Origin of the sequence: Labrenzia sp. THAF35 (genome assembly GCF_009363595.1) — a bacterium.
GTDB lineage: Bacteria > Pseudomonadota > Alphaproteobacteria > Rhizobiales > Stappiaceae > Roseibium > Roseibium algicola.
In genome coordinates, this window is sequence record NZ_CP045380.1 from 1,392,568 (window position 1) to 1,409,609 (window position 17,042).

Consider the following 17,042-nt stretch of genomic DNA (forward strand, 5'->3'; position numbering starts at 1 on the left):
GGGGCAAATGTCCGCAAGATGGCGGACGCTTTTCCTTGAAGCTTTGAAGAAGTGCGACCGGTATGGCGTCTGAAACCAGACCCTTTTTGAAGATGAACGGCCTTGGCAATGATTTCGTGGTCTGGGATGCGCGTGAAAAACCGCTGCGCCTGACACCCGAAGCCATTGCCGCATTGGGCGACCGCGAGACGGGCATCGGTTTCGACCAGATGATCACCGTTGAGCGGTCCTCGCTGGGTGTCGATGCCTTCATGCGCATTCACAACCGCGATGGCAGTGAAGTATCTGCCTGCGGCAACGCCACGCGCTGCATCGGCCGTCTGTTGATGGAAGAAGCCGGCAAGGAGCTTGTTACCATCGAGACCGGTGCCGGGCTGCTGCACGCGTTCGATGCCGACGGCCCGCGCAGCGTGACTGTCGACATGGGCGTACCGCGGCTTGCCTGGAACGAAATCCCGCTTGCGGAAGAGTTTGCCGACACCCGTGCGATCGAACTTCAGATCGGACCTATCGATGATCCGATCCTGCACACGCCGGCCGTCGTCAACATGGGCAATCCGCACGCGATCTTCTGGGTCGACGACGTGGAAGCCTATGAGCTTGAGCGGGTCGGTCCCTTGCTGGAACACCATCCGATCTTTCCGGAATACGCCAACATTTCGCTGGCCCATGTGTTTGATACCGACCAGATCCGGGTAAAGGTTTGGGAGCGCGGCGTCGGTCTGACGCTGGCCTGTGGGACCGCTGCCTGTGCGGTTGGGGTTGCTGCCGCGCGTGATGGCCGAACCAGCCGCAAGATCACCATCCATCTGCCGGGCGGTCCCATCGGGATCGAATGGCGCGAGAGCGACAACCACGTGCTGATGACCGGTCTGACGGAAGTGGAATTCGAAGGCGAGGTCGATCTCGATACCCTGGCCTGGCGCAAGACCGCCACGGGCGACGCCCCGCTGGCGGCTGGAGCCGCGTCATGAGCATCGATGTCGTGACCTTCGGCTGCCGGCTGAATGCATATGAGTCGGAAGTGATGAAGCGCGAGGCGGAGGCTGCCGGCCTCAAGGACGCCATCCTCATCAACACCTGTGCCGTTACCGGCGAGGCGGTTCGTCAGGCCCGCCAGGCCGTGCGCAAGGCCAAGCGTGACAACCCGAACGCCAGGGTGATCGTCACCGGCTGCGCCGCGCAGACGGAAAGCGAGACCTTCTCCTCCATGGAGGAAGTGGATCTGGTGCTCGGCAACACGGAAAAGCTTGAGCGCAAGTCCTATCAGGACGTTGCCGCCTTCGGCGTTTCCGAAACCGAGAAAGTGCGCGTCAACGACATCATGAGTGTCGAGGAGACCGCAGGCCATCTGATCGACGGGCTGACGGGCCGTGCGCGTGCATTCGTGCAGGTCCAGAACGGTTGCGATCACCGCTGCACCTTCTGCATCATTCCCTATGGCCGGGGCAATTCCCGCTCCGTGCCGATGGGCGTGGTCATCGACCAGATCAAGCGCCTCGTCGACAATGGCTATAACGAGATCGTGCTGACCGGTGTCGACATCACGTCCTATGGCGCGGACCTTCCGGGAACCCCCAAGCTGGGCTCGCTGTCGGCGAAGATCCTGAAAATGGTTCCTGACCTGAAGCGCCTGCGGCTGTCTTCCATCGATTCCATCGAGGCGGACGACGACCTGATGCGGGTGATTGCCGAAGACGAACGGCTGATGCCGCATCTGCATCTGTCGCTCCAGGCCGGTGACGACATGATCCTGAAGCGGATGAAGCGGCGCCACCTGAGGGCCGACACGATCCGCTTCTGCGAAGAGGTTCGCCGCCTGCGGCCGGACATGGTTTTCGGTGCGGACATCATCGCCGGCTTCCCGACGGAAACCGAGGACATGTTCCAGAACTCGCTCCGGATCGTCGACGAATGCGGCCTGACGCATCTGCATGTCTTTCCATTCTCGCCGCGCAAGGGTACGCCGGCAGCGCGCATGCCGCAGCTGCCGCGCAATGTCGTGAAGGAACGCGGCGCGCGCCTCAGGGCCAAGGGCGAGGAAGCGCTGGTCAGGCACCTTCAGGCCGAGGTCGGCAAGACCCGCCCCGTGCTGATCGAGAAGGAAGGCCTTGGCCGGACTGAACAATTCACGCAGGTCGAGCTGGGCAGCGGCAATGCCGGTGAGATTGTCGAAACCAGAATTATCGGACATACCGGCCGCCATCTTCTGGGCGAAGCCCTTTCCAGGGCTGCCTGAGGAAAGGTTCAGGGTTCGGGTGGTGACGAGCTGGCCTGTGGTGTGTGTCAGATTGGATTGCAGCCGGACAAACAGCCTCATCCTGAGGAAGCGCGCAGCGCTGTCTCGAAGGATGGGCCGCTTGCTCCGTGTATGCTGCCCATCCTTCGAGACGGTCCTGTCGGACCTCCTCAGGATGAGGCGGAATGTGTGGTCACTTCAGTTGCGACAGTTTAAGAACGCAGTAACGGGCAGATTTTTTAAGGCAGGTTCATGAGCGAGAAAAAGCGCGGCTTTCTTGGACGCCTCTTCGGCGGCAAAAGCAAACCGGAAGACGAGGCTGCTCCGGCCGCAGAGGATGCGGCACAGAAAGCAACGTCCGCAGAACCGCAGGAAGATGACCCGGCACTCGACGTCGAGATGGACGTTCGGCCTGTCGCGGCGCTGAACGAGCCGTTCCAGCCGATCGCAATGGATGTCAGCCCTGGTATCGTTCCGGAACTTTCGCCAATGAAGCCGGCGGTGGAGCCGGAAGACATTCTGCCAACCGATACGGGACCCGACGTCGAGCCCGAGCAGGCAGAAACTCGGGAACCTGAAGCGCCCCGGCCGGAAGAGCCCGAAAGCCAAGAACCCGCAACGCCAGAACCTGCAACACCAGAACCTGCAACACAGGCGCCAGAAACCCAGGCACCAGAACCGCAGGCACCGGAAATACCTACGCCTGAAACGGCCAGCGCACCGGAACCGGTTGTCGAGCCGGCCCCCGCAGAAGCGCCTGTTGCCGCGCCAGTGCCCGCCGTACCGGTGGAACCTGTTGCCGAAGAGCCGAAACTGTCCTGGTTCCAGCGATTGAAGAACGGCCTGTCGCGGTCTTCCGCATCGCTGACCGAAGGCATCAGCTCGATCTTCACCAAGCGCAAGCTGGACGCCTCCATGCTGGAGGAGCTGGAGGATATCCTGATCCAGGCAGACCTTGGTGTCGACACGGCGATGGCGATTACCGACCGTCTGTCCGACGGGCGTTACAACAAGGAAATTTCGCCAGAGGAAGTCCGGGCGATCCTGTCCGAAGAAGTTGAGAAGGTGCTGGTTCCCGTCGCCAAGCCGCTCGATCTCGATACCGGCAAGAAGCCGCATGTGGTGCTGATGGTCGGGGTCAACGGTACGGGCAAGACCACCACCATCGGCAAGCTGTCACAGAAGCTGCGTTCCGAAGGCAAGACCGTCATGCTTGCAGCTGGCGATACCTTCCGTGCGGCCGCGGTGGAACAGCTGAAGATCTGGGGTGAGCGCACCGGGGCTGAAGTGATTGCGCGCGATACCGGTGCGGATGCCGCCGGCCTTGCCTATGATGCGATGAAGGAAGCGCAGGCGAAGGGCGTCGATGTCCTTCTGGTCGATACCGCCGGCCGGCTTCAGAACAAGGCCGAGCTGATGGATGAGCTGGAGAAGGTCATCCGCGTGATCAAGAAGCACGACCCGGAAGCTCCGCACACGGTCCTGCTGACGCTCGATGCGACGACAGGCCAGAATGCGCTCAACCAGGTCGAGATCTTTGGCAAGGTTGCCGGCGTGACCGGACTGGTGATGACGAAGCTCGACGGAACCGCCCGGGGCGGGATCCTGGTCGCGATTGCCGCCAAGCACGCAATGCCGGTGCATTTCATTGGTGTTGGGGAAGGTGTTGCCGATCTCGAGCCCTTCTCGGCCAAGGATTTTGCCAGCGCGATTGCAGGCATGGCTTAACGCGAGCGTCCCGCAAGGTGCTGGACCCGTTCGTTTGGGCGCCTTGCGACATTTGCAAAGCAGTGCCGGGGAACCTCGCAGCCCGACGTGCGTTTAGTTAGCGTCGAAGTCTGGCGCGCGCGGAAACCCTTCTACTGACGGCAGCCGGGCACAAGCGTGGAAAGGCCGTCATGATTTCCAGATTGTTGCACTCGTTTCTTGTTGCTCTGGTGCTGTTTCTGCCCGGAGCACTGCCTGCATCTTCACAATCGGAAAGCCCCGCCGGAGCCATCACCGCCATGCCCGGCGCCGGCGACGATCAGGCCATCGAGCAGCGTATCAACGGTATCTATGACCAGCTCGACGGGCTTTCCGGAATTTCGGTCGTCGTAAGATCAGGTGTGGTCAACCTGAACGGAACCGTGACCGAGGCAAGCCTTGCCACAAAGGCCGAAGAGCTTGCCGGCCGTGTCGACGGCGTCGTCGCAGTCCAGAACAATCTCACCGAGGAAACCGCGCTGGAGGAACGTCTCGTTCCGGTTTACGAGCGCCTGCAGGCGCGCCTGTCCCAAGGGGTGAACTATCTGCCGCTTGCCCTGGTTGCCCTGCTCGTCTGGATGCTGGCCAGTGCGGCCGGACTGCTGATCGCGCGGTTTGAATGGCCCTGGAACAGACTCACGCCCAATGCCTTCATTGCGGATCTTGTCAGGCAGCTGATCAGGATCCTGTTCTTCACGATCGGGATCGTGCTTGCGCTGGATGTGCTGGGCGCCACTGCTGTCATCGGCACCTTGCTTGGAGCAGCCGGCATTGTGGGGCTGGCGGTCGGCTTTGCTGTCCGGGACACGGTCGAAAACTACATTGCCAGTATCATGCTCAGCATCCGGCAGCCGTTCAACCCGAAGGACTTCGTCCGGATTGAAGGCTACGAGGGCTTTGTCATCAGTCTCACGTCGCGTGCTACGATCCTGATGGAAAAGGACGGGAACCATATCCGCATCCCCAACGCCATGGTCTTCAAGAGCACCCTCGTCAACTTTTCCACCAATCCACGGCGCCGCTTCGTCTTCGAATTGGGCGTCGATGCGGAAAGCAACCTCGACAAGGCGCTGGACGTTGGCCTGATGACGCTTCGCCGCCAGGAGTTCATTCTTCAGGATCCCTCTCCCGACGCCTGGATCGAAGCTTTGGGAGATTCCAACGTTGTTTTGAGTTTTGTGGGCTGGATTGACCAGACGCGGACCGATTTCCAGAAGGCCCGTTCCGAGGCGATGCGCCTCGTCAAGCTGGCGCTTGAATCAAACGGCTTCTCCCTGCCGGAGCCCATCTACCGGCTGAGGTTCGACGATGCGCCTGCGCTGGAAAACCTCCTGCCGGACAGGCACCAGGGGGATCGGGAACGCGGGAAGATCGCCCGTAAGGAGGCAGCGTTTCCGCAATCGGCAGAAATGCCGAACGATACGGAAGCCGACCGGGATCTTGAAAAGCAAGTTGAACTGGAACGTAAAGCCGCCCAGTCGGACGACCTTCTCGATGAGCATGCGCCGAAGGAATTCGGGGCTAAATCAGCAAGGTAATCCTGACAGACAGGCGATTAATGAAGCAAATCCTGAGCAGCGTGTCAGGAAAGGCTGACCCTGCGCCACCGGGATTCGACAAAGGAGTAGATGGCAAAAACCATCAGACCAACCGCCAGCGCGAACAGCATGACCTGCCCATAAGGCAAACCCTGAATGTATTTCAGAGCATCCAGTGTGCTCGGCAGATCGCCGCCGGAGGTTGAGGCGCCCTCGATGCCAAGCCAGATCATTGCCGACAGAAGGGCGAACACGATCCCGCGTGCACCGAGGCCAAGAACCGACACGACGTGAACAATCCGCATCGGGGCTTCGTTTTCATCGAAGTGCTTGCTGTATCTGCCTGAACAGGCCTTCCACCAATGCGCAACCGCTATTCCAAGAAAGACAAGGGACAAGCCAGTCACGAATATCCGCTGGCCAAGAGCTTGCGAGATAGCGTTCATCAGGCCCGGCAGCAGTTTGCCATCATCCGTGCCCGTAATTCCGAGCAGGCCAATGGCGTAGAGGGCGAGCGCGCTATAGGTGGCGGCGCTTGCCAGAAGGGCCAGGCGCACGACGATCCCCTGCAGGTCCCGTCCATGGTTGTCCGCGTCCAGAACGGCCTGAACCAGCCGCCAGACGACAAAACCGAACAGGCCTGTCACAAGGACAGCCACCAGAACAGAGCCGAAGGGTTGGGACAAGAGAGTGACAAGGGCACCTTTCGTGCCCTTGCTGCTGCCTGCGCCGATGGACGCGAGAATGGCAAAGAAGGATATGATGCCATAGACGATGCCGCGTGAAAGATATCCGGCACGTGCGGCAGCTTGTAACCAGTGCGAGTACTTCATTCCCCTGGTCTTTCCGCCTTCCCGGCATTTTCACAATCGGTAAAGCGCTGTGCGCCGGCTCCGCCAGGACGATTGGCGGGCCGACCAGCGGGCGGCGCCAGAGGGCGTGGTTGTTAAACCTGCAATATTGGGGAGGTTACCCCCGCTCAGCCGAGGCCGAGAAACGACAGGATGGCAACAACCACGACGACAAGTCCGACGAGATAGATAATGTTGTGCATGTTCAATTCCTTGCCAGAAACGGAAAAGGGCCGGACGCTGGGTGAACGGCAGGGGGCAGCCGTTCGTGGCGGGGGCTTGCGTCCGGCCCAAACTGTTGGAGATCGTCTGCCGGGGGCGCGGCAGGGTTACCGGGGCTAGGTTAGACCAATCCGATGAAGGACAGGATCGCGCCGACAACGACGACGAGACCGACCAGATAGATGATACCGTTCATGCCTCTCTCCTTTCGTTGGAGAGAGAACTCGTCAAACAGGAAATGGTTCCGAGGAATCGAACAGGGAGCGAAAAATCAGCTTCCCGGTTCCCAGTCTTCCGGTGCCATGAGGAAGCCTTCGAACTGAAATCCGGGGGCAACCGTGCAGCCGACCAGGGTCCATGCACCGAGCGAGCGGGCCTGCTGCCAGCCGTCACGGGGAACGATGCCTTGCGGGCGCTCGCCGGCCAGAAGGTCGTTGCCCAGGGTAAGCACCTCCCGGGTGATGCCGTCGGGGCTGATGGAAAGTTCCAGCGGGCTGCCGGCGTACCAATGCCAGGTCTCGACCGCGTCAACCTTGTGCCAGCGGGAGAGGACGCCTTCGGGAAGCAGGAAATAGATCAGGGTAGATGCAGCCCGGCCGCCATCATCGGTGACGCTGTCGCGGAAGGTTTCGGCATAAAAGCCACCTTCCGGGTGCGGCTGCATGTCGAGAAGGTCGACGATCTTTTCGGCGGTCAGGCTGGCGGTAGAAGTCATGAAAAGTCCCGGCTGGATCAACTGGATTTCCGGGACGGGATCGCTCAGGAGGATTTCGACCCGGTGCAGAAAGCCAGATCATCAATGGTTTCGCGCAGGGCCGCAACCACTTCCTCGTAAAGGAGCTGCATGTCCAGCCTGTGTCCGCCGCCCTGATGACCCGGTATCGGTTCGGCCTGGCCGACGATGCGGCTGACCACGTCCCGTGCGCGCTGCTCCGCGGAGCGTGTCAAGTGGTCTTCGGAACTCGCAGGTGTCATGGTGTGTGCCCCTTCATGATCACGATGGCGTGCATATGGGGGCAACCAGTCGTTGTTTTAAGCCTTCCGGCCAAGAAAAACCGGAAGGCGGTGCAAGAATTCTGCTGCGGGACCTATAGGTATGATCAAGCGTTGTCCTTGCGCATGCGGATCTCGGAAAAGACTTCGGCAGCACTTTTGCCTTCCATGCCGAGTGCAGCGGCGACAGAAGCTTCACCTGCACGGAGGAACGGGTTCGTTGCTTTCTCTTTCGCCATGGTTGTCGGCAGTGTCGCGGCGCCTTTCTCGCGCAGCGCGGCAACTTCGTCTGCCCGCGCCTTCAGATCGGCGTTGTCCGGGTCGATGGTCAGGGCGAAGCGCGCGTTGGCCTGCGTGTATTCATGGCCGCAGTAGATGGTGGTGTCATCGGGAAGCTGGCGCATCAGTTTGGCAAGCGACGACCACATCATGTCCCTGTCACCCTCGAACACACGGCCGCACCCGAGCGAAAACAGAGTGTCGCCGGTGTGGGCCACCTTGATGGAGGCGATGTACCAGGAGATCTGATCCAGCGTGTGGCCCGGGGTCGAGATCGCCTTGATCTCGTAAGGTCCGCACCGGACGTCGTCGCCGTCTTCCACGGTGCGGTCGAACTCGGCAATCTTCAGGCGTGAACGCTCGGGACCGATGACGGTCGCGCCAGTTTTCCGCTTGAGTGTGCCGAGACCCTGGACATGGTCCCAATGGTGATGGGTGATCAGAATATGCGTCAACGACCAGCCGGTCTGCTCCAGCGCCTTTTCGTAGGCATCGGCGTCTGGCACGTCGACGGCAATGGTCGTTCCGCTGTCGGTGTCGTGAATCAGCACGCCGAAATTGTCGTCGAGACAGGTAAACTGGTGAATTTCGGTGGTGTCGCTCAAGGCCATGAAACGGCTCCCTGCTGAGATCTGTCGGTTGAGATGCAGACTGGCAAAGTCAGGCGCCAAGGGCAAGGCAAGAGATCTTGCGCTCTCCCGCCGTTCCATGTTCAATCGCCGCGACCCTTCTTGACCGAGCAAGGCTGAATGTATCTCGACGTCGTTCATTTGCGCGCTTTTTACGATTTGCCACTCGGCAGGCTGCTTCGCAGCCTGATCGGCGCCCCTATCCGCAAGATGTGGCCGGACCTTACCGGCCAGGCTCTGCTCGGTATCGGTTACGCGGGCCCGTTCATGCGGCCCTACCTCGACACGGTCGACCGGGCGATCGCCGCCATGCCCGCTCCCCAGGGCGCCGTTCACTGGCCGCGCGAGCGGGACAGCGCCTGTGCGCTGGTGGAAGACCAGGACCTGCCGTTTCCCGATGCCTATTTCGACCGGGTGATGCTGGTACACGCTCTCGACCATTGTTCGGACCCTGCGGCGGTTCTCAGGGAAGCCTGGCGGGTGCTGGTGCCGGGCGGGCGACTGATTGCCGTCGTGCCGAACCGGCGCGGCCTGTGGGCACAGTCGGAACTTTCCCCCTTCGGCTATGGCCGGCCTTATTCGGGCAGCCAGCTCAAGGATCTTCTGAAGAGCTGCCAGTTCAACGTGACCGAGGACAAGGAAGCCCTCTTCATGCCGCCCTCGCGCGCCCGCACCATCCTGCGCGCGGCCCGCACCTGGGAAGGCATCGGCCGCCGCATCTGGCCCGCCTTTGGCGGTGTTCTGATCATGGAGGCGGAAAAGGTCGTGTTCCAGAGCCTGCCCGTCGACGGCAAGAAAAGCCGCTTCCGCGTGCTGCGGCCTGTCTTCATTCCCGAAGGCGTCGCGACAGGGCTGAAGCCTGTCAGGTCCGTGCATCGTCAGGTGAAGGCGGATTAGGTGAGTGGTTTGGCTTGCGGGCTGCTATTGCGCTGCGGCTGAATGTGAAGGGCAAGCGCTTGAGCTATAGGCAATTTATTTAAGGCGAACCAGTATTTCAAACGTACGCCCGTGTAGCTTTGATTACCATTTCGATGCCGAAAAGACCTTTGAAACTCTTGTAGATTCTGGAGATTCGTCCTATATTTGTGGTAACCTCGTTGGCCGAACAGATAGGTTCAACCTGTCACCCGCCTGAATTATTCAGGCTAGGCCTACGAGGGCCGGAATTTCCAGATCTTAAAGTGTCTCATATGCTCTGGTGTCTCTTGTGTAAGAGACGGCAAATTCGCGGAAATGCGGATGCGTTCGGCGATTTGTTCCTTTGCGGAGCCTTGGTTCAAAAGGTTGTTATAGGAAGCGCCAATTGCGCCAATAAGGATGTCGGCAATCCAAAACATCCGGTCCTTTCTGTAGTCAACATGGTCAACGGCTAGGCAAGGGGCACAACTAATGCCGAAGCGCTTGCGCGCCATGCCGTCAATGTAACTTTCGAATTTGGTTAGATCATGCGGGCTTGTGCGCGCCGCATACATATGCCGAATGCGAGCATGTTTTCCGAGCTTACGTTTGAACCCATAGAGGTGCTGAACAACGAACTTGTTAAAACCAAGCTCGCTGTCGCCATTGTTGAAAGTGTCATGATCCTCATCGGATTTCGCCACAACAAGGGAATGAAAATCCATTCGATGGGAAGTTATAGCCTCAAACGCCGCATCGACTACTTTTTCGTACCGATGCTTGTTAGCTGCTCGGATTTTGGACCATTTCAAGGTATCGCGAGAACCTGTTTGCGCTTCAATGATTACCTGTCGAAGTTGCCGGGCAACGACGTCCTTACACAAAATGCCGCCGATCACTGTGTAGTGGTGTTGTGTACTACTCTCATCACTAAATGAAGCGTATCTGCCAAGCATTGGGTGAAATGAAACTCAACGGAATCTTAGAAGCAAATCGACAAATTCAAAGAAACTGCCAAAGAACTCGATTGCAACGAGTCCGAAGAAGCCTTTGATGCGATCCTAAAGCGTATCGCGAAAAGTCCACCTCCTAAAGGTGAAAAAATGAAAGACAAGCCCGGCCACTAAGCCGGGCTTTTTGTTGCTTCAACGTTTGGGGTCGTAATCCGACAAGAATGAATCACCTTGACCATGCAGAAAATCAAAGCCTGTAAGAAGGGAACGCGTCCATGAAAACAGCGTCAGCTCCTTATCAACACTCCCTTCAGTGTCATCGCGAAACTCACGATATGCGGCGGCCAGTCTCTCTAAAAACCGTTCTTGAAAAGATGGATCGGATTCAGCAAGAGTTTGAACGATGCAAGCGGCAAGGACTGCCGTACCCCTCATGGAATGGTCTATCTCGGACTTAGACATTATTTCCTCCCTGGTTGCAGGTAGGATCATCACGCACTTATAAGGCGTGGTGCGTCAAATATAATATGACCCATGTGGAGAGGGGTTAGAGCTGGTGGCCAGTCCCCAAATCTCATCTGAACGTGTAGAGCCAGGACGTATCACCGATTGATCCAGCTCGCTCACCGCTTCAGCAGAAAAACAGCCTGTTCGGCGACGATGTTCCACACCCACCACGGGGCATTGACCGGGATCTTGTTGCCCCGGCCGCTGAGGGCGATGGCCTTTTCGACATTCGCGTCCAGTTCCCGGCAAAGCTCGACGAAATCGCGCAGGGAACAGAAGTGGATGTTCGGCGTGTCGTACCATTCGTAAGGCAGGTACTTGGTCACCGGCATGCGGCCGCGGAACAGAAGCTGGGCCCGGTTGCGCCAGTGGGCGAAGTTCGGGATCGAGATCACGACCTGATTGCCGATGCGCAGGAGCTCGCTGACGACCTTTTTCGGTTCGCGGGTTGCCTGCAGGGTCTGGCTCAGGATGACGACGTCGAACGCCCCGTCCGGATAGTCGGACAGGTCCTGGTCAGCATCGCCCTGGATCACCGACAGGCCGCGGGCTACGCAGCGGTTGACGCCTTCCTGGGACAGTTCGATGCCGCGTCCGTCCACCTGGCGTTCACGCACCAGAAGGTCGAGCAGCTCACCGTCGGCGGACCCGATGTCGAGCACGCGGGCATTGTGCGGTACCAGCGAGGCGACAACCTTGTGGTCGCCGCGCACGTCTCCGCTCTTGGTCTGTCTTGGAGCCAGGTTCACGGGATCAGGCCTCCTCGCCCGGTGCGGGCAGGCCGCGGGCGTGTGCTGCGCCGGTGACGAAGCCGGAAATCGTCTGGAACATCTCCGGCACGTCCAGCAGGAACGAGTCGTGACCCCGGTCGCTTTCGATCTCGACGAAGGAGACGTTGGCCGCCGCCGCATTGAGCGCCTTGACCACGCGCCGGCTTTCGGAGGTTGGGAACAGCCAGTCGGATGTGAACGACATGACGCAGAAACGTGTTTTCGTTCCCTTGAAGGCGTTCGCCAGAGAGCCGCCGAACTGATGCGCCAGGTCGAAATAGTCCATCGCCCGGGTGACATAGAGATAGGAATTGGCGTCGAACCGGTCGACGAAGGTCATGCCCTGGTGGCGCAGGTAGCTCTCGATCTGGAAATCCGCGTCGAAACCGAAGGTGACATTGTCCCGGTCCTGCAGGTTGCGGCCGAATTTCTGGTGCAGGGACTCGTCGGACATATAGGTGACATGCGCCGCCATGCGGGCAACCGCCAGGCCCTTTGTCGGCCTTTGTCCTTCCTGCAGGTAACTGCCGGCGCACCAGTTCGGGTCGGCCATGATCGCCTGCCGGCCGACTTCGTGGAAGGCGATGTTCTGGGACGTGTGCCGCGCGGCCGCGGCAATCGGTACGGCCGAGAACACGCGCTCGGGATAGCTGGCCGCCCACTGCAGCACCTGCATGCCGCCCATGGAGCCGCCGATGACTGCAAACAGCGTGTCGATGCCAAGATGATCGACAAGGCGCGCCTGTGCCCGGACCATGTCGCGAATGGTGATGACAGGCAGTGCAAGGCCGTAAGGCTGCCCTGTCTCCGGGTTGATGGAGGCCGGTCCTGTGGTGCCGAGGCAGCCGCCGAGAACGTTGGAACAGATAACGAAATAATGATTGGTGTCGACCGGCTTGCCGGGGCCGACCATCTGGCTCCACCAGCCGGGCTTGCCGGTCACAGGATTGGTGGAGGCTACATACTGGTCGCCCGTCAGGGCGTGGCACACGATGACGGCGTTGGACTTGTCCGCGTTGAGCTCGCCATAGGTTTCATACGCAATCTGCCAGGGGCCAAGCTTTACGCCGGCATCGAGCTCCAGCGGTTCTTCCGCGGGAAAGCGCGCAAGTTTGCTCGAGGGCGAAACCGCTTCGCTTGCCTTCAGATCCTCCGGGGTGGCTGGACGTGATGTGTCTGCGGACATGGCTCTAAAGAATTATCTGTTGTCCCGGGCGGGAATATTTCAGGCCGGTTGAGCGGGCCACGGTCCGCCACCGGGAAACGGCAGGCACCCGGCAGAACGGCCAGACTGGCGACCTAGCCGTGCCGGAACGCCTGAGTCAATGTTTTCTTTTGCCTTTGGGCAATCACATGCCTATGACTATGCGCCGCTGAACCCAAACGAAGGCCGGAGCCACCTCATGTCTCACTTGCCGGACAGCGGGCTGTCGCTGGACGACCTCAGGACACGGGTCGACGAGATCGATGCACGCATCCACACCGCCCTGATGGAACGCGCCCAGGCCGAAGCCGGTATCCAGGCTGCCGGCCGCGCCGCGGGAGCTGCACCCGCCCTGTTTCAACCCGAACGTGATGCCGACCTGATGCGCCAGATGGTGGAGCGCCACCAGGGTGACCTGCCGCTGGCAACCGTCGAACACATCTGGCGGGATCTCATCTGTGCCTGCACCAGCCTGCAGGCAGATACCGCCGTCCATCTGGACGGCAGCGCCGATCTGATCGAGATGCTCGACCTGGCGCGTTTCTACTTCGGTTTTTCCGTGGAGCTGGTGCCGGGAAGCGATGCGGCCGACGTGGTCGGCGCCGTGACGGCGTCAGCCGGTGACCTGGGCCTTGTGGCGCTGATCGACCGGGCGGAGCTGCCCTGGTGGCGGGGCCTCAGCGAATCCGGCGCACTGGTGCGGGCGCGGCTGCCCTTCGTCATTCTGGACGAGCGTCCCGCCGACCTGCCGGCGCTGGTGCTGGCCAAGGCCGACAGCATGATCGACAACGCCGATATTGCGGTTTATGACGCCCGCTGGTCGGATCTTCTGCCGGGCAACCTGATGGACGAAGGCATTGAAGTGCTCAGTTTCTTCCGGTCCGCCGCCGGTGTCGACGCGCTGCTTGCGATTTCCGGCGAGCTGACGGAAGAGGATGTGCGCGCAGCCTGCCTTGCCGCAGGCGCCGCCCCGGAAGTTTTGAGACGTGTCGGCGGCTATGCCGCGCCGATCGACGGGAATGGCGATCCGGATGACACATTTGCTGCCGAGGACGAGGAGCCTCAGGGATGAACGAGATGACGACAGTGACTGAAGCCGGCAAGGCAACCGCAAACCGTCCGCAGCCGCGGCCGGGCGTTCTGGATATTGCGCCTTATGTTCCTGGCAAGTCCAAGGGCAGCCACGGCAAGACCGTTCACAAGCTTTCGTCCAACGAAACGCCGCTCGGCACCAGCGATGCTGCCCGCGCGGCCATTGAAGCCGTGGCGCGAAACCTGGAACTCTATCCGGACGGGTCCTCTGCAGAGCTGCGTGCGGCCATCGGCGAAGTCTACGGCCTCAATCCGGACCGCATCATCTGCGGCGCCGGGTCCGACGAGGTTCTCAGCCTGATCGCCTACGGTTATCTCGGCCAGGGCGACGAGGCGATCTATTCCGAACACGGCTTCCTGGTCTACGACATTGCCATTCGCGCCGCCGGGGCAACGCCGGTGATCGCACCTGAAAAGGACCTGACGACGGATGTCGATGCGATCCTGGCAAGGGTCACCGACAAGACCCGCATGGTCTTCATTGCTAACCCGAACAATCCGACCGGCACCTATCTGCCGTTCGAGGAGGTCAAGCGGCTGCATGAGGGCCTGCCGGCCAACGTCCTGCTGGTTCTGGATGCCGCCTATGCGGAATATGTTCGCCGCAACGACTATGAAAGCGGTCTCGAGCTGGCAGCGACGTCCGACAACGTCATCATGACGCGGACCTTCTCCAAGATTTACGGCCTCGCCAATCTGCGTCTCGGCTGGGGCTTCGGTCCGGCCCATGTGATCGATGCGCTCAACCGCATCCGGGGTCCGTTCAACGTCAACGGCATGGCGATTGCCGCCGGTATGGCCGCTGTTCGTGACCGTGATTTCGTCACGCGCTCGATCGAGCACAATGACACCTGGCTGCCCTGGGTGACGGCGGAGCTGGAAAAGCTCGGCCTGAAGGTGACGCCGAGCGTCGGCAACTTCGTGCTGGTTCACTTTCCCGACGAGGACGGCAAGCGTGCGGCGGATGCCGATGCCTATCTGCTGGAGCGCGGCTGCGTGCTGCGCATGGTCGGCAATTACGGGCTGCCGAACTCGATCCGCATGACCATCGGTTCGGAAGACGCCAACCGGGCCATCATTGGCCACCTGAAGGACTTTCTGGAACAGAAATAAGAACACATGACTGTTGCCCCCATTTTCGAGCGCATGGCCCTGATCGGCATCGGCCTGATCGGTTCCTCGCTCGCACAGGTCGCCCGTGAACGCGGCCTGGTCAAGGAAATCGCGATTTCCACCCGGTCTGCGGATACCCTGCAAAGGGCGGAGGAGCTGGGCCTGGGCGACAGTTATGCGCTCGACGCCGCCGTGGCGGTGGAGGGGGCCGACCTGGTGATCCTCTGCGCGCCGGTGGGGGCCAATGAGGCCATTGCCAAGTGGATTGCGCCTGCGCTGAAAAAAGGCGCGATCCTGACCGATGTCGGTTCCACCAAGGGGTCCGTCGTCGATCAGGTCAGCCCCCATGTGCCCGAGGGTGTGCATTTCATTCCGGGTCACCCGATTGCCGGGACCGAACAGTCCGGACCCGATGCCGGGTTTCCGACGCTGTTCGACCAGCGCTGGTGCATCCTGACACCGGCAGAGGACACGGATCCCGAGGCCCTCGAAAAACTCAGCGCCTTCTGGCGCGCCTGTGGTTCCGACGTCGACACGATGGACGCCAGACACCACGATCTGGTGCTGGCCATCGTTTCGCATCTGCCGCATCTGATTGCCTACAACATCGTCGGCACCGCGGACGATCTGGAGACGGTCACCAAGTCGGAAGTCATCAAGTATTCGGCGTCCGGTTTCCGCGATTTCACGCGTCTGGCGGCGTCCGATCCGACCATGTGGCGGGACGTCTGCCTGCACAACAAGGACGCGATCCTGGAAATGCTGGCGCGGTTTTCCGAAGATCTTTCCGCGCTTCAGCGGGCAATCCGCTGGGGCGATGGCCAGATGCTGTTCGACCTCTTCACCCGCACCCGGGGTATCCGCCGCTCGATCATCGAGGCCGGTCAGGAAACCGACGCCCCCGACTTCGGCCGTCATGCCAAGGACAAGGCCGGCACACCGGCGGAGTGACCGCTTCCATCAGGAACCGGTCTTGCCAAGGGAATTTCCCGGGCGTTGAGCCCCCATTGCATTCTAGCCCCTGAGGATCGCTCGACCCTCAAGGGCTTTTTTGTCTCGTCAGTTGGTCCGGTTGACGATGAAACGGGCAAGGGCGCTCAGGATCGCCGCACGGCTGCCGTAGGGCGCGAGAAGCGTTTCGGCTTCCTCCACCAGCCGGCCGAGCTCGTTGCGCGTCCTGTCGGTGCCCCAGAGGCCTACAAGCGTCGCCTTGCCGGCCTCCGCATCCTTGCCGGTGGCCTTGCCCATTGTTTCCGCGCTGGCTTCCACGTCCAGAAGGTCGTCCGCGAGCTGGAAGGCAAGGCCGATCACTTCACCGAAGCGGGTCAGCCGGTCGACATCCGATTCCGCTGCATCCGCCAGAATGGCGCCTGCCCGGCAGGCGTAGCGCAGCAGCGCGCCGGTCTTCATGGATTGAAGCTGGCGGATCTCCGCTTCGGAGCGCTCGCGGTGTTCGGACTCCAGGTCAAGCATCTGCCCGCCCGCCATGCCGCCGATGCCCGACGCGCGGGCCAGTTCACGCGATAGCCGCAGGCGCACCGCTGCATCCGCATGCACCGCCTCGCCCGTGATCACGTCAAAGGCGAGCGTCAGCAACGCATCGCCGGCCAGGATGGCGGTCGCCTCGTCATAGGCCTTGTGCACGGTTGGCTGGCCCCGGCGAAGATCGTCGTCGTCCATAGCAGGCAGGTCGTCATGGACCAGCGAATAACAATGGATCAGTTCCAGCGCGCAGGCAGCCTGCAGAACGCCGTCATCCGCCCGCCCGAACAGATTGGCAGCCTCCATCACCAGAACCGGCCGCAGTCGCTTGCCGCCGTTGAGCGCGCCGTGGCGCATGGCTGCAAGCAGCCTTGGGGGGCGCACGGTTTCATCCGGCAGCGCCTGGGTGGCCAGAAGCGTTTCCAGCGTGGCCTCCACAAACTTGGCCTGGAATGTCAGATGCTGGTTTGGGTCAAGGGTCACGATTGGCTCCGGGACGGATCGGCAACATTTTCAAAGTCCGGGTT

General features: G+C 60.8%; 17 protein-coding genes. 8 read left to right on the top strand and 9 right to left on the bottom strand.

Translation table 11 applies throughout. From position 1 onward, the window contains the following. The first annotated feature begins 62 nt into the window (after positions 1 to 62). The 4 genes from dapF to FIU93_RS06435 all read left to right on the top strand — a co-directional run bounded on the left by dapF (position 63) and on the right by FIU93_RS06435 (position 5,523). The gene (gene dapF / locus FIU93_RS06420; protein ID WP_152505103.1) at positions 63 to 974 is read left to right on the top strand and encodes a diaminopimelate epimerase; all 912 of its coding nucleotides are present in this window, start codon (positions 63 to 65) and stop codon (positions 972 to 974) included. After that, complete coding sequence (gene mtaB, locus FIU93_RS06425; protein WP_152505104.1) at positions 971 to 2,239, top strand: tRNA (N(6)-L-threonylcarbamoyladenosine(37)-C(2))-methylthiotransferase MtaB; 1,269 nt, start codon at positions 971 to 973, stop codon at positions 2,237 to 2,239. The genes dapF and mtaB overlap by 4 nt, the downstream gene beginning before the upstream one ends. A 252-nt stretch (positions 2,240 to 2,491) precedes the next feature. Beyond that, a complete protein-coding gene (ftsY, locus tag FIU93_RS06430) occupies positions 2,492 to 3,967 on the top strand; it encodes a signal recognition particle-docking protein FtsY (protein ID WP_152505105.1) in 1,476 nt (491 codons plus the stop codon). Positions 3,968 to 4,137: 170 nt separating this feature from the next. Further along, the gene (locus tag FIU93_RS06435) at positions 4,138 to 5,523 is read left to right on the top strand and encodes a mechanosensitive ion channel family protein (RefSeq protein WP_286202410.1); all 1,386 of its coding nucleotides are present in this window, start codon (positions 4,138 to 4,140) and stop codon (positions 5,521 to 5,523) included. A 44-nt stretch (positions 5,524 to 5,567) separates the two neighbouring features. Here the strand turns inward: FIU93_RS06435 and FIU93_RS06440 are convergent, their stop codons facing one another. The 4 genes from FIU93_RS06440 to gloB all read right to left on the bottom strand — a co-directional run bounded on the left by FIU93_RS06440 (position 5,568) and on the right by gloB (position 8,479). Further along, a complete protein-coding gene (locus FIU93_RS06440) occupies positions 5,568 to 6,356 on the bottom strand; it encodes a DUF1206 domain-containing protein (RefSeq protein WP_152505107.1) in 789 nt (262 codons plus the stop codon). A 511-nt stretch (positions 6,357 to 6,867) separates the two neighbouring features. Next, positions 6,868 to 7,311, bottom strand: a complete 444-nt coding sequence (locus FIU93_RS06445; RefSeq protein ID WP_152505108.1) for a cupin domain-containing protein — start codon at positions 7,309 to 7,311, stop codon at positions 6,868 to 6,870. Positions 7,312 to 7,355: 44 nt separating this feature from the next. Further along, positions 7,356 to 7,571, bottom strand: a complete 216-nt coding sequence (locus FIU93_RS06450) for a hypothetical protein (RefSeq protein ID WP_152505109.1) — start codon at positions 7,569 to 7,571, stop codon at positions 7,356 to 7,358. Positions 7,572 to 7,696: 125 nt separating this feature from the next. Then, positions 7,697 to 8,479: a hydroxyacylglutathione hydrolase gene (gloB, locus tag FIU93_RS06455; RefSeq protein ID WP_062486192.1), complete on the bottom strand. Its 783-nt coding sequence runs from the start codon at positions 8,477 to 8,479 to the stop codon at positions 7,697 to 7,699. Positions 8,480 to 8,617: 138 nt separating this feature from the next. Between gloB and FIU93_RS06460 the strand changes: the two genes are divergently transcribed. Next, complete coding sequence (locus FIU93_RS06460) at positions 8,618 to 9,394, top strand: class I SAM-dependent methyltransferase (RefSeq protein ID WP_152505110.1); 777 nt, start codon at positions 8,618 to 8,620, stop codon at positions 9,392 to 9,394. A 254-nt stretch (positions 9,395 to 9,648) separates the two neighbouring features. Here FIU93_RS06460 and FIU93_RS06465 read toward each other — a convergent pair whose 3' ends face one another. The 4 genes from FIU93_RS06465 to FIU93_RS06480 all read right to left on the bottom strand — a co-directional run bounded on the left by FIU93_RS06465 (position 9,649) and on the right by FIU93_RS06480 (position 12,810). Further along, on the bottom strand, positions 9,649 to 10,350 hold the full coding sequence (locus FIU93_RS06465; protein WP_152505111.1) for a hypothetical protein: 702 nt from the start codon (positions 10,348 to 10,350) through the stop codon (positions 9,649 to 9,651). Between the two features lie 189 nt (positions 10,351 to 10,539). Further along, a complete protein-coding gene (locus FIU93_RS06470) occupies positions 10,540 to 10,809 on the bottom strand; it encodes a hypothetical protein (protein WP_152505112.1) in 270 nt (89 codons plus the stop codon). 161 nt (positions 10,810 to 10,970) lie between these two features. Beyond that, a complete protein-coding gene (gene metW, locus FIU93_RS06475; protein WP_023002586.1) occupies positions 10,971 to 11,603 on the bottom strand; it encodes a methionine biosynthesis protein MetW in 633 nt (210 codons plus the stop codon). A 4-nt stretch (positions 11,604 to 11,607) separates the two neighbouring features. Beyond that, complete coding sequence (locus FIU93_RS06480; protein ID WP_055660107.1) at positions 11,608 to 12,810, bottom strand: homoserine O-acetyltransferase; 1,203 nt, start codon at positions 12,808 to 12,810, stop codon at positions 11,608 to 11,610. Positions 12,811 to 13,027: 217 nt separating this feature from the next. On the opposite strand from FIU93_RS06480, the gene FIU93_RS06485 reads away from it, so the two are divergent. Genes FIU93_RS06485 through FIU93_RS06495 form a run of 3 tightly spaced genes read left to right on the top strand, consistent with a single transcriptional unit; the run spans position 13,028 to position 15,984 of the window. Next, positions 13,028 to 13,900, top strand: coding sequence for a chorismate mutase (locus tag FIU93_RS06485; RefSeq protein ID WP_055660523.1), 873 nt, complete (start codon positions 13,028 to 13,030; stop codon positions 13,898 to 13,900). Beyond that, the gene (gene hisC / locus FIU93_RS06490; RefSeq protein WP_023002589.1) at positions 13,897 to 15,033 is read left to right on the top strand and encodes a histidinol-phosphate transaminase; all 1,137 of its coding nucleotides are present in this window, start codon (positions 13,897 to 13,899) and stop codon (positions 15,031 to 15,033) included. Before FIU93_RS06485 ends, hisC begins: the two co-directional genes overlap by 4 nt. A gap of 6 nt (positions 15,034 to 15,039) precedes the next feature. Continuing rightward, positions 15,040 to 15,984: a prephenate/arogenate dehydrogenase family protein gene (locus FIU93_RS06495; protein WP_023002590.1), complete on the top strand. Its 945-nt coding sequence runs from the start codon at positions 15,040 to 15,042 to the stop codon at positions 15,982 to 15,984. A 108-nt stretch (positions 15,985 to 16,092) separates the two neighbouring features. On the opposite strand, the gene FIU93_RS06500 is transcribed toward FIU93_RS06495, so the two are convergent. Next, positions 16,093 to 16,953, bottom strand: coding sequence for a polyprenyl synthetase family protein (locus FIU93_RS06500; protein ID WP_286202440.1), 861 nt, complete (start codon positions 16,951 to 16,953; stop codon positions 16,093 to 16,095). Between the last annotated feature and the right edge of the window lie 89 nt (positions 16,954 to 17,042).